At 46.7% G+C, this 12,323-nt stretch carries 12 protein-coding genes; all 12 read right to left on the reverse strand.

The window, feature by feature from the left end; all coding sequences use genetic code 11:
* Positions 1–586, reverse strand: a 586-nt coding sequence (locus FKP33_RS25795; protein ID WP_181410285.1) for a XylR N-terminal domain-containing protein, incomplete at its 3' end; no start/stop codon positions are given.
* Positions 587–715: 129 nt separating this feature from the next.
* Positions 716–910 (reverse strand): 4-oxalocrotonate tautomerase, encoded by a 195-nt coding sequence (locus tag FKP33_RS25800; RefSeq protein WP_141336717.1) that lies wholly within the window; start codon positions 908–910, stop codon positions 716–718.
* A 77-nt stretch (positions 911–987) separates the two neighbouring features.
* Positions 988–1,806 carry an alpha/beta fold hydrolase gene (locus FKP33_RS25805; RefSeq protein WP_141336718.1) on the reverse strand — a complete coding sequence of 273 codons (819 nt, stop codon included), beginning with the start codon at positions 1,804–1,806 and terminating at the stop codon, positions 988–990.
* A 147-nt stretch (positions 1,807–1,953) separates the two neighbouring features.
* Positions 1,954–2,922, reverse strand: coding sequence for a catechol 2,3-dioxygenase (locus FKP33_RS25810; protein WP_127609238.1), 969 nt, complete (start codon positions 2,920–2,922; stop codon positions 1,954–1,956).
* Between the two features lie 191 nt (positions 2,923–3,113).
* A complete protein-coding gene (locus tag FKP33_RS25815) occupies positions 3,114–3,575 on the reverse strand; it encodes a flavin reductase family protein (RefSeq protein WP_141336719.1) in 462 nt (153 codons plus the stop codon).
* Complete coding sequence (locus FKP33_RS25820; protein WP_127609236.1) at positions 3,575–5,083, reverse strand: 4-hydroxyphenylacetate 3-hydroxylase family protein; 1,509 nt, start codon at positions 5,081–5,083, stop codon at positions 3,575–3,577. Before FKP33_RS25820 ends, FKP33_RS25815 begins: the two co-directional genes overlap by 1 nt.
* Before the next feature lie 202 nt (positions 5,084–5,285).
* Positions 5,286–6,215, reverse strand: coding sequence for a ketopantoate reductase family protein (locus FKP33_RS25825; protein ID WP_054797427.1), 930 nt, complete (start codon positions 6,213–6,215; stop codon positions 5,286–5,288).
* Positions 6,216–6,357: 142 nt separating this feature from the next.
* Complete coding sequence (locus tag FKP33_RS25830; RefSeq protein WP_127609232.1) at positions 6,358–6,720, reverse strand: DUF779 domain-containing protein; 363 nt, start codon at positions 6,718–6,720, stop codon at positions 6,358–6,360.
* 13 nt (positions 6,721–6,733) lie between these two features.
* The gene (adh, locus tag FKP33_RS25835; RefSeq protein WP_141336720.1) at positions 6,734–8,254 is read right to left on the reverse strand and encodes an aldehyde dehydrogenase; all 1,521 of its coding nucleotides are present in this window, start codon (positions 8,252–8,254) and stop codon (positions 6,734–6,736) included.
* Between the two features lie 184 nt (positions 8,255–8,438).
* The gene (locus FKP33_RS25840; protein WP_141336721.1) at positions 8,439–9,869 is read right to left on the reverse strand and encodes a sigma-54-dependent transcriptional regulator; all 1,431 of its coding nucleotides are present in this window, start codon (positions 9,867–9,869) and stop codon (positions 8,439–8,441) included.
* Positions 9,844–11,154 (reverse strand): sensor histidine kinase, encoded by a 1,311-nt coding sequence (locus tag FKP33_RS25845; protein ID WP_141336722.1) that lies wholly within the window; start codon positions 11,152–11,154, stop codon positions 9,844–9,846. Before FKP33_RS25845 ends, FKP33_RS25840 begins: the two co-directional genes overlap by 26 nt.
* Positions 11,154–12,314: an iron-containing alcohol dehydrogenase gene (locus tag FKP33_RS25850; RefSeq protein ID WP_054797426.1), complete on the reverse strand. Its 1,161-nt coding sequence runs from the start codon at positions 12,312–12,314 to the stop codon at positions 11,154–11,156. Before FKP33_RS25850 ends, FKP33_RS25845 begins: the two co-directional genes overlap by 1 nt.
* Positions 12,315–12,323 lie beyond the last annotated feature (9 nt).

Below are 12,323 nucleotides of genomic sequence, written 5' to 3' on the forward strand. Positions count from 1 at the left end.
CTTCATAATAGCGTAGGAAGTCATACACTTCCCCGTCCCATAGGTCAAGGGATTTTCCCACCCATCTACATTCCTTATGCCCCATTCCTTCACAAGTTAATTCCTTTACAATCACAATGTGGTTGCAAATAGCAGACAAATACCCACTAGCGTAGCCGACTAACGTGTAACAACCCGGGGAGCCCAACCGCGACACGCAGTCTTCAGCTTCATACGAGTTATACCAGATACCTTCCATGTGAATGGATTTCACAGTTTTATCCGGGAGATATTCAACTTTCAACATAGTTGTGTTAACGCCGGTAAATCCCTTAATCATGTGAATGTCCGGTCCCATGATAATGGATTCTTCAACCGAGGATAAGTTCATAGCGAGAACATTTTTCGCATCTTTTACCCCCAGATCCCTGCCATAACGGATCAGGAATCCCTTCATTCTGTCCATTCCAATATTTTCAATCAAGTCCTTTCGAAACGTTCCGAAAGCGGATGATGATAATAAAATGATTCTCTCGTTATTCATGTGAATAGTTCCGTTATGGTCTGATACAATATGATGATCGAATAAAAGCTTGTTATTTGTCATCTATCTTCACACCTTTTTTGGTATTAATATCCACACTATGACGTTTCTCCCGTAAATGAAATGAGGTCCATCCCAGGGGCGTGGTCATGCATTCCCCAGCAGAGTCCACTCCACAGCCATCACTCCCGGTTATTTGGATTGAAGCTTTTTCACAGACTCTCCGGCAATTCCCCAATGTTCCGGGGGCATTTCGTTAATCATGACCCGGACAGTCTCAATCGGTGCGTCCAAAACGTTAGCTACAGTATGGGAGACTTCGTGAATCAGCTTCTCTTTTTTTTCGGGGGTACGTCCTTCTATCATATTGATTTGAATAAATGGCATGCTAACCGCCCCTTTATTATTTGATAAAGACGGCCGAGGCAGAGCCAAGTCCGTCAAGACTGCGATAAGTCTGTCATTCACCGGCTTAAGAACTGAATGACCTGCTCACAGAACGGTTCGGTCTTTTCAATCTGCGTCCAGTGTCCACACTTTGAAAACACATGCAGTTCTGCATTGGGCATCAACAACTCCATTTTCAAGCTGGTTTGCTCAAAAGGGATTACCCGGTCTTCTCTGCCGTGAATCAACAAAGTAGGTTTGGTAATACTTTTTAACGCTTCTTCGTTTAAGGCAAGCGCATCAACATGCCGCTGGCGAGGTGCGGGAAACATGGAAGCAAACGCTTCTTGAAAACCTTCTTGGATGCTCGCTTGATAGCGCAGTTGGACAAGGTTATCGTTTTTAACCATCGTTTGGTCGTAGGAAAAAGTACTCATCAGACGTTTCATGTTTTCGAAACTAGGTGAATACCCCCAGACCGAATCCAATTCCTCTGTAATCGGAAAAGACAATCCGACGCTGCCCATCAGAATCAGTTTGTTTACCAAGTCCGGCCTTCTATAGGCAATATGGAGTGCCAATGCGCCACCCATCGAATTCCCAATCATAGATAGATTATGGAGCTTATTCGTTTCGATAAACGAAATCATATGGTCTACCCATACATCAACGGAGTAATGGATTCCCTCAGGTCGTTTGGTATATCCAAAACCTACAACATCAGGCGCGTATAATCGAAAATGCTTGGATAGAGCGGGAAACACCAAACGCCAATTGGCCCAAGCAGACACTCCCGGTCCTGATCCGTGAATTAACAGAAGCGGGTCTCCCTGCCCATCCTCATGAAAATGCGTCATGATGCCCCCGGTTTCCATGTATTTTCCGTGTTCACTCATGCGATCACCTCCTGATATTTCTTTGATGAGTGGAGAATAAACAGAAGATGAGACTGCTTAATCTCCACTCCTACTTGATTGCGGAAACCAACTTACCGGCTCAAGCGGGTATCCCTTGACGCGACGGTGTCGTTTCAATAGCCGTCTTTACACCTTGGCCGGTTGGATAACTGGCGTGCCGTACATGAAAAACTCGGCAGGAAGCGGAGAACCATACCAGATAATGCCTTTCTCCAATTGTTCCTCTTTCCATTGAATCGGTTGCCATTCCGGATCAAAGATTAAATAACCTGCATCTCCGAATAGCTCTACGCGATTTCCTCCAGGTTCTACCACATAAAGGAAGTAAGCTTGACTTACGCCATGTTTGCCAGGGCCAGCCTCAATTTTGATATTATTCTCTGTGAAAATATCGGAAATGTCGGACAAATGCTGCGGATAACCATACCAATAGCAAACATGATGTAAACGACCACGGCCACCCATTCGATCACCCATGACGGCAACTTCGTGGACCAATGGACTCACACTCAACCAAGCGGCAGCTTCATTGCCATCGTTTAACATAATGTGTTCCCGCAACCGGAATCCAAGTTCATCCATGAGAAAGTTCTTGTTTGACGTGACATCGCTGGCAAGCAGGTTGACATGATCTAAACGACGGACAGGCACACCGTGTAATGGTCTTTTTTGCGGCCGGCTCAAAAGAGCAGATCTTTTCTCTTCAGGAGCCTTATAGTACTCGACATCCCATAAAATTTCCATACTATGACCGTCAGGTGTCTGAAACTGATAAGCATCTCCATGACCAAGATCCCCGTCAATCCACTGATTTCCGTAACCACTTGCTTCAATCGCTTTCACACGACGCTCCAGAGCTGGCTTTGAACTCGCGCGCCAGGCGACATGACCCAGACCGGCATCTTTTGCTTCCGTTACCTTCAATGTGTGGTGATAATGGTCTTCGTAGGCACGAAGATATACCGATTGGCCCTCTCTAGTTGTTTCTTCCATGCCAAGAAGATCTTTAAAAAACCATAGTGTTTCCTCTGGCTTTGGTGAATAAATTTCAACATGGGCAAGTTGTGCAACATCAAAATTCGGTTCTTTGGACATTTTTCATTCCTCCATTATTTAATAAAATAAATACCGTTCTCCATATTTTTGAATGCAACCGCTTACAATACGCGAAGAGAAAATTCTACACATGCACAGTTTTTGCTCGGTTCGCCACATTTCATATGAGTGTTTTAAATTAATTGTATGCTATTTTCATTACTATGCAACCCTTTTTTACCTGTTTATGGTTATTTTGACACCTGAGCGTATTTTCCTTGTGAAAACAGCAGTGGCTCACCGTCCTGCAGGCGAATATCCGTGACTTCACCGATAAACAAAGTGTGATCACCCACTAAGTATTCAGCCGTAACGTTGCATGTCATGGTTGCAATCGTGTCTTCTAACACAGGAATCCCATCCAACGTTGCGAATCTAACTTCTGTTCCGTCTTTCTTCTGACCGGCAAAAAGCGCTGACAGATCTTGCTGGTGCTCGCTTAATATGTTGACGGCATACCTTTTCGATTCCTTGATTCTGTTGTGCATATGTGCATGTATCCCTACGGAGACGAGCACTAGTTTCGGATTCAAGGAGACAGATACAAACGCGTTTGCCGTCATGCCATAAGGCTTACCCTCTAATTCTGTGGTAATGACTGTAACGCCTGTCGCGAATTTCCCCATTGCGCTGCGAAATAAACGGTCGTCCATTAGCGTACCAGCTCTTCTTTCTTTACATTAATCCAGTTGTTATTCGTCCAGCCGGTAAGGTCGTAATCACTCATCGCATGGTCTACAAAAGATTTAAACCTAGTTGATTGACCCGTAGCATCGGCTATTTTCAGTGTCTCTAAACGAATGTTTTCGGTATTGCCAGCGTAGTTTACTTCGTACAGCTCGTGTCGGCCGCCAAACTCTGTGCCAATGGCATCCCAAACCAACTTCATTAACTTCACGCGTTCTTCAGCAGTTACTCCCGATCCCCGATAGTAAGTATCCAGGTACTGGCGGATTTCAGGATTATTGAAGTCTTCTGCGCTTGACGGCAATTGAATCAATCCGCCCGCGATCACTTGCTCGAAAATGCTCTTTATCTTCAACCATGCCATTGGCGCCAGCACGCGATAGGCTGCTCCCGAATCCATACCCGGCATTACGATGCCATTAGGTCCAGGTACCGCTTCGTGACACATGGCTGTGGAGAGCGCCCAGAACATATTGCGCCAGGCCAACACTTCACCGATATTGACTTGTACACCTCTGAATTGTTGGGTTCCGGACATCTCAGTTGCCTTCAGCAGCATTCCTGCCAGGAAATCAAGTTTTACGGCAAAACGCGTGCAGCCGTGGAGGCAAAAGCGGTTGAAGAATCCCGTTTGTACGAAGAAGTTATTCGTTATTTCTAAATTCTTGTACGTCAGCACGTCCTCCCAGGGGATAAATACGTTATCAAGCACGATAACCGCATCATTCTCATCAAAGCGACTGGATAGCGGATAATCAAACGGCGTACCATTTGTGGCCGCTGCCAATTCATAAGACTGGCGGCTGATCATTTTTAGCCCCGGTGCATTCATCGGAACAAAGAAGATTAATGCGTTGCTTTGATCGCCATCCCCAAGATCAGTAGCTCCATAATTGGATACGAAGTTATAGTGAGTGAGCGCTGCGGCTGTTCCCACCAATTTGGCACCGCTTACAATAATTCCGTCATCACGCTCATCGACAGCACGTACGAAGACATCTTTATTCTCATGCAGCGGTTTGGAACGGTCAACTTGCGGATTGACAAGCGTGTGGTTACAAAACGTATTTTCTCTTACCGTCTTGTCGTACCATCTCTGCGCATTTCCTTCGAAACCTTTATAAAAATCAGAAAACGCGCCCAGGTGTGCAGTAAATGAAGCTTTGTAGTCAGGCGTCCGACCCATAAATCCGAAGCTTAGTCTTGACCATTCAGCAACCGCATTTCTGGATTCTAACAGTTCCTGGGCACTCGTAGGCGCTTTAAAAAACTTCTGGGTTACGTATCCCTCTTCGGTTTTTGTCGTCAAAATGGAGGCTTTTTCCGGATCGTGCAGCGAATCATACATGCGTTTAATCGATCTTGCGGAATTCTGGTATGCAGGATGAGTGGTTACATCTTCAATCTTCTTACCGTTCAGGTAAACGACGCGACCATCATTCAAACTTTCCAAATACTCTTTGCCATTCATCATTTCTTTATCAACCTCCCATGAATATTAGTCTTTCATACATGTTTATAGTAACGGACTGCTGGTTAAATCAACAACGACACCAATAGTCTGAAAATTATGTTTTTTTAGACAATCTTTGTTAGTCTCTATCGACGGAGTGAGATAAAAATAGAAGCCTTTCATCAAAAGGATGAAAAGGCTTCTATTCGTCCGGAACATCAAATTACCCCCTGCCGTTGACTTGCTCAAGCACACGAATCATTCTAAACAGCATTTCGTTGACAGGAGTAGGCACGCCATACCGGCGCCCCAGCTGACATACCGTTCCTGCGAAATATTCCACTTCGGTCTTCCGACCTGCTTCGATATCTTGAAGCATCGACGTTTTGCCTTCAGGCGAAAGCGACTGTCTTAAGATGAGATCAAACGCAGCCAAATCCCCTTCGTTTAAATGTACACCTGCTTTCTTCGATAATTCAATGACTTCCTGCATCGCCGTTACCATTAAATCATGGGCCTCTCGTATCTCTTGAAACACTCGGTACGGCGCTTTGAGCACAGCCGATGTCTGATTAATCCCGACATTGATCATGAATTTCCACCACATCGCGTGCTCCATATTTTCCGGAATTTCATAAGGAATTCCGGCTTGTTCAAATAATTGTTTGACTGACCGTACTTTTGGCGAATGAGACGGATTCCTCTTCTCTCCGAAACAAATTCTGCCTATACTCGAAAAGGAGATGTCCGTTCCTTCTCTTCCTGCATCGATCGCGACACACATCGCGTAAAGCAGATTCTCGCTTCCATAGGTATGGGCAATGATTTCTTCGCTAGAAATTCCGTTCATCAGCGACATAATCACGGTTTCCGGTCCGACATGATGTTTAATATCGGCTATAGCCTGTTGAAGCCCCTGGTATTTGACCGCCACCAATACAAGGTCCGCCGGCCCGGCTTCCACTTCCGGCGTCAAATAATTGAAATCGCAGCGTCTGCCGTTGATCCATAGTCCGTCCGATTTGTAACGCCGAATCCGTTCTTCATCAGCAATAACCTGAACGCAGTTCGGGTTCAAATCGTGCAGTTTACTTGCATAAGCAGCTCCGATTGCCCCGAGTCCGATAACCGATACTTTGTTGATTCTTTTCATTTTAAACACTACCTTCGATAGAATCGGTTGAGTGATCTAGCTCGAATTCGCACCAATAAACGGCTGCAGCCCAAGCGATTTCCTGACTACAGCCGCCTAATCGTTCAGTTTCCATTCATATCTGTCTACTTGACAGGGGTGCTTATAATTGAAGCGCCTTCAACTCTTCATCTGTGAAAACGCGAGAGCGTGTCAAGAACCGGCGTCCTTCCGGTCCCTCCAGCGAGAACATGCCTCCCCTGCCGGGAACGACATCAATGAACAGTTGGGTATACTTCCAGTACTCATATTGAGCCTGGCTCATATAAAAGCTGGCTCCGCCGATTTCCCCCAATAACACGTCATAATCGCCGATCAGAAATTCGCCATCTCGATAGCACATCGGAGAGCTGCCATCGCAGCACCCTCCCGATTGATGAAACATGACAGGGCCGTACTTGGCTTTCAAAAACTCGATCAGCTCCAGGGCGGCGTCAGTGGCCAGAACTTTTCGGACTTCTTCCATGGCGCCGGCCTTCTTAGAAGAATCCTAGAGCGTCCGGGCTGTAGCTGACAAGCAGGTTTTTCGTCTGCTGGTAATGGGAAAGCATCATCTTATGCGTTTCGCGGCCAATCCCCGAAACTTTGTAGCCCCCGAATGCGGCGTGCGCCGGATAAGCGTGGTAGCAGTTGGTCCATACGCGCCCGGCCTGAATGCCTCTTCCGAAACGGTAAGCTGTATTCATATCGCGGGTCCATACCCCTGCTCCCAACCCATACAGGGTGTCATTGGCGATGGATAAAGCTTCCTCCTGATCTTTAAAGGTCGTCACAGAAACGACGGGCCCAAAAATTTCTTCCTGGAAGATCCGCATTTTATTGTGCCCTTTGAATACGGTCGGCTCAATATAATACCCGCCTTCCAAGTCGCCTTTCAGCTCCGCTTTGTTTCCGCCGATCAGACATTCCGCTCCTTCCTGCTTTCCAATGCTGATATAGGACAAAATTTTCTCCACCTGCTCCGAAGATGCTTGAGCTCCGATCATCGTTTCCGTATCGAGCGGATTGCCTTGCTTGATCGCGGCCACGCGCTTTAATGCCCGTTCCATGAAGGGTTCGTAAATCGATTCTTGAATAAGGGCGCGGGACGGGCAGGTGCAAACCTCGCCTTGGTTCAGAGCGAACAGCACAAACCCTTCGATGGCCTTATTCAAGAACGCGTCATCTTTGGCGTAAACGTCGTCAAAAAAGAGGTTGGGAGACTTGCCGCCCAATTCCAGCGTAACCGGAATAATGTTCTGTGACGCGTATTGCATAATCAAGCGGCCTGTCGTCGTTTCTCCTGTAAAAGCGATCTTGGCGATACGGTTGCTTGAAGCAAGAGGCTTACCTGCTTCCAGCCCGAAGCCGTTGACGATATTCAACACTCCTGGAGGCAGCAAATCGCCGATCAGCTCCGCCAAAACCATGATGGAAGCAGGCGTTTGCTCCGCTGGCTTCAGCACGATGCAGTTGCCCGCAGCGAGCGCCGGCGCAATCTTCCAAGTAGCCATCAACAGCGGGAAATTCCAGGGGATGATTTGCCCGACGACGCCTAACGGTTCATGGAAATGATAGGCAACCGTATCGCCGTCCACTTCGCCGAGCGTTCCTTCCTGGGCACGAATGCAGCCCGCAAAATAACGGAAATGATCGATCGCCAGAGGAATGTCGGCGGCCAACGTTTCCCGGACCGGCTTTCCGTTATCCCAGGTTTCGGCTACGGCAAGCAGCTCCAAATTGGCTTCCATGCGATCGGCGATTTGGTGAAGAATCAAGGCGCGCTGGGCTGCCGATGTACGTCCCCAAGCCTCTTTGACGGCATGGGCCGCATCCAGGGCCAATTCGATATCTTCCGAAGTCGAACGGGCCACTTCACAAAAAGGCTGACCTTTTACCGGCGTGATGTTCTCAAAATATTGCCCATTGACAGGCGCTACCCATTTTCCTCCGATAAAATTGTCGTAGCGCTTTTTAAAAGTAACTTTGGAGCCAGTTTGCCCCGGTTGTGCATAAATCATTTGTCCAGCCTCCTTATGCCCAATTATTTTTTTGGCAATCAAAAATAGAGCAAAAGTCGTGCCAATCGAAAATTAACGGCTGCGCAAGCTTTTTTGTAAGCGCTTGTATCGCTTTGCATACATTATGAAACAGATCAGGTGTTTCATCTTGTTCAAAATAGAACAATCGCAGCACCGGCTCTCGTTACTTCTCATTTAAAATATATCGGAGTGTCCTTATTGAGATATTTAATTTCTTACTCAACAATTGCCTGTCTCTATTTGTCTCGGACAACCTTCTTTCAATCACTTTTCTCCCGATTTCCCTTTCCATCTTTCTGATTCTGTCCATTATTTTTTTTAAATGGATCTGCTCGACTTGGCTTAAGCCATTTACCAGACTTTGCACAAATTGCTCGGCTTCCCGTTCAATAAAATCTTCGATTTGCCGATCAATCGGCATTTGGTTGACGGGATGCTCCGCTCTTTGCAGCAAATATGGCGGAAGATGGTCAGCCTTTAAACACTTGCATTCGTGAATGGCATGCGTCTGATTGAGCACATTGAGGAGTTGTCTCACGTTCCCGGGCCAATCGTACATTTTTAAAATCTCCGCTGCATCCGAATCAAGCCGGCACTCGCCACCATATTTTTTGTCAAGATAGGACTGCGCAATCAACGGAATATCCCCGGGTCTTTCCCGCAAAGGAGGAATGGACAATTTCACTCCCTCCAACCGGTATAAGAGGTCAGCGCGAAATTGTTTGTTTTCGACCTCGGTTTCCAAATTTCGATTTGTGGCTGAGATGAACCGTACATTGCTCTTTTGGATCTCTTCACTGCCTACCCTCATGAACTCTCCTGTCTCTAACACACGCAACAATTTTACCTGAATGGAAGTCGGTGCCTCTCCGATCTCATCCATGAAGAGAGTTCCGTTGTTAGCAAGCTCGAAATATCCCTTCCTGGTCTTGATCGCTCCGGAAAATGCCCCTTTTTCATGACCGAACAATTCACTCTCCATCAGGCTTTCCGGCACCGCCCCGCAATTGATACCGACAAACGGATATGGGGCCCTCAGACTGGAGCCGTGAATGAATCGGGCCATCAATTCCTTGCCGGTTCCCGTCTCTCCCTCGATCAAAATGTTGATGGCTTTCTTGGCCAACTTTTCCGCTACGGCAATGACTTTCTGCAGTGGACTTGAATTCGTATAAATAATTCCGTATTGCGCAGCTTCCATGTTCAGTTTTTCCGTATTGCCGACGGGGTTCAGTAATACCGAATTGATGATGTTTTCAAGACTCTCCAGGTCATCAAACGGCTTTTCCAAATAGTCTTTCGCCCCCGCCTGTATGGCCAGTACAGCTGATTTGACGGTGCTGTAACCGGTCATGATCATGACTTCGCAGTCCGGGTACTTGGTTTTAATTTTGGCCAACAACTCCAATCCATTGGCATCAGGCAGCTTCAGATCCACAAGAGCCAGGTGAAACGGAGATGGATGCCGGTGAAGCAGTTCATCTACCTCCCTCCCTGAATTCGCAATCGCCACGTCACAGCTTTTATCTTCCAAAAAATATCGAAAAAAAGAGGTCACTTCGATTTCATCATCGACTACTAGCACCCTTCTCATATTCTTCCCCTCCTTCATTTTCCTGGATCGGCAGCAGAAGGGAAAACCGGGTGTATTCGCCCACCCTGCTGTCTACCAGAAGCTTTCCTCCATGGGACTCGGCAATGCCTAGGCTCACAGAAAGTCCCAGACCGGTACCCTTCATGCTTTCCTTTGTTGTAAAAAAAGGATTGAATATTTGAGATACATAGTCTTCTTCAATGCCAACTCCGTTGTCGAGCACATAGATGGAAACGAATGGCCGGTCCTCTGAACCGGCGAGGCAAGTTCCAATGATCACTTCCGGGTTGCTTTTTCCTTGAACGGCGTCTCTCGCATTAAGAAAGAGGTTAATCAACACCTGTTCGATTTGATTGCGGCTCCCTCTGACAGGAGGAAGTGTCGGATCTATTTCTTTCCGTATCGAAATACCGGAAACTGCCAGTTGATACCCCACCAGCCCTAATACGTCTTCTATCAAACTGGAAAGGTGCATGGTTTCTAATTGATATTCTTCTTGTCTAGAGAATGTCAATAAATTTTGTATTATTTTTTTGCTGCGCAGGCCGCACTGATAAATATCCTCCAGCATTTTGCCCGGATTCCCGTCTTTCATGTCGCGCATCAGAAGCTGGACATTTCCAAGAATGGCGGTTAGCGGACTGTTCAATTCATGGGCGATCCCCGCAGCCATCTCTCCCAAAGCAGCCATCTTTGCAGACTGGATCAGCTGCGCTTCCATGTTGACTTTCTCGCTCACATCTTTAAACAAGTGGATGTTTTCAATGGAGATTCGCACATGTTCTCCCATACGCCTATAAAGCTCAACCTCCTCTTGGGGGTACTCTACTTTCTCCTGATTCAAAAGAGTAAGAAATCCATAGATGTTTCCGGCTTGATATTGCAAACAAACGGATGTGCCGTAATGATCCGGTATTTCCTTTTTAAGCAGCTTTTTAAATTCTTCAATCGACATGGCCGTCTTCGTCACCATTCGCCTTTTGACAAAACGGCAAGACCAGTTCGCCGCTTCCGGCTCCGAAATATAAAACAACAGATCGGAATGGTCGATAAGTGTCAAGACAAACCGGTCGAAAGAAAGAATTTGTGATAATTGGGCTGCCAGATAGCTGCTGACTTCCTCCCAGGATTTGTCCACATGGATCTGCGTTAACCGGTTAATGACTTCCAGCTGCTTGTTCTTTTTCTTCATTTCTTCGACGATAGCGTTTAATTCACTGTAGTAACTTTTTCGTGAAGATTTAATTCCTGTTAACTTGTCAATCAACTCTTGTTTGCCCGACATCAGAAGTCACTCCCCAGAGCAAGGCGGAACAACATTTTCACATCCGCCGCCTTCATATCCCGCGGGTTCGTAGTCATGCAGGCATCATGAACCGCATTATGGCTCATAAAATCAATCTGTTCCTCTTTCAGGTTCAAACTGGACAAAGAATCAGAGATGCCGAGATCGCCGGCCAATTCTTTAACGGCTCCAATCGCCTTTCTGGCGGCTGCAGTCAGGCTGAGACCGTCCACGTTCTCACCGAAAGCCTCGGAAATGTTTTTAAATTTCTCGGGACAAGAGATCAAATTATACTCCAATACATAAGGCAGCAAAATAGAATTTACCTCCCCATGCGGCAGATCCAGCAAACCGCCTAGTTGATGTGACATGGCATGAACCGCTCCCAAAATCGAGTTGGAGAAAGCGATACCTGCCTGAAGGCTTGCCATCGCCATAGCTTCTTTCGCTTCACGATTGTGTTGGCTTGCCACGGAAGGCCGAAGGTAATTGGCAATTAAGCGAATCGCTTGCAAGGAATACCCTTCAGTCATTGGGGTAGCCGCTAGAGAAATATAAGATTCAATGGCATGTGATAAAACGTCCATACCCGTATGCGCCGTTAAACGCGCATCTTTCGTCATCAAGGTCTGCGGGTCAATGATCGCAATATCGGGAATTAACGATTTGGAAATAATGGTCATTTTCACCTTGTGTTTGGAATTGCGGATAATGGAGAACTGGGAAACTTCCGATCCCGACCCTGCAGTCGTCGGCACCATGACCATTGGCGGAAGCGGCCTGGTTACGAGATCGACACCTTCATATTGTTGGATCGTCCCGCTATTGGTTGCAAGTAAGGCAACTGATTTTGCGGCATCAATTGCACTTCCTCCTCCGATCCCGACAACCGAATTACAACCGCTTTCCATATAGGTTCGAACGCCTTTTTCCACTTCATAGTCCTTGGGGTTGGGGGTAAGTTCCGTCCATAAGCAGTAGTCCAGTTTACATTCTTTCAAATAGCGGACGGCAAGTTCCACCCAACCGGAATTCAGAACGCCTTTATCGGAGACAACAAAAACCTTTTTCGCTCCCAATCGAAGCAGGCTTTCCCCGATTTGACTCAGAGCATTCGTACCGAAAATAATTTCGGGTGTCATGAATTTGAAAATACCCATGGATCTTCC

The sequence above is a fragment of the Paenibacillus sp. tmac-D7 genome (genome assembly GCF_006519665.1).
GTDB lineage: Bacteria > Bacillota > Bacilli > Paenibacillales > NBRC-103111 > Paenibacillus_G > Paenibacillus_G validus.

What these genes read in the sequence shown, in the direction of transcription:
- FKP33_RS25800 (WP_141336717.1), bottom strand. Translation starts at nt 910, where the DNA reads ATGCCATTTATTCAAATCAATATGATAGAAGGACGTACCCCCGAAAAA.
- FKP33_RS25805 (WP_141336718.1), bottom strand. Translation starts at nt 1,806, where the DNA reads ATGAGTGAACACGGAAAATACATGGAAACCGGGGGCATCATGACGCAT.
- FKP33_RS25810 (WP_127609238.1), bottom strand. Translation starts at nt 2,922, where the DNA reads ATGTCCAAAGAACCGAATTTTGATGTTGCACAACTTGCCCATGTTGAA.
- FKP33_RS25815 (WP_141336719.1), bottom strand. Translation starts at nt 3,575, where the DNA reads ATGGACGACCGTTTATTTCGCAGCGCAATGGGGAAATTCGCGACAGGC.
- FKP33_RS25820 (WP_127609236.1), bottom strand. Translation starts at nt 5,083, where the DNA reads ATGATGAATGGCAAAGAGTATTTGGAAAGTTTGAATGATGGTCGCGTC.
- FKP33_RS25825 (WP_054797427.1), bottom strand. Translation starts at nt 6,215, where the DNA reads ATGAAAAGAATCAACAAAGTATCGGTTATCGGACTCGGGGCAATCGGA.
- FKP33_RS25830 (WP_127609232.1), bottom strand. Translation starts at nt 6,720, where the DNA reads ATGGAAGAAGTCCGAAAAGTTCTGGCCACTGACGCCGCCCTGGAGCTG.
- adh (WP_141336720.1), bottom strand. Translation starts at nt 8,254, where the DNA reads ATGATTTATGCACAACCGGGGCAAACTGGCTCCAAAGTTACTTTTAAA.
- FKP33_RS25840 (WP_141336721.1), bottom strand. Translation starts at nt 9,869, where the DNA reads ATGAGAAGGGTGCTAGTAGTCGATGATGAAATCGAAGTGACCTCTTTT.
- FKP33_RS25845 (WP_141336722.1), bottom strand. Translation starts at nt 11,154, where the DNA reads ATGTCGGGCAAACAAGAGTTGATTGACAAGTTAACAGGAATTAAATCT.
- FKP33_RS25850 (WP_054797426.1), bottom strand. Translation starts at nt 12,314, where the DNA reads ATGGGTATTTTCAAATTCATGACACCCGAAATTATTTTCGGTACGAAT.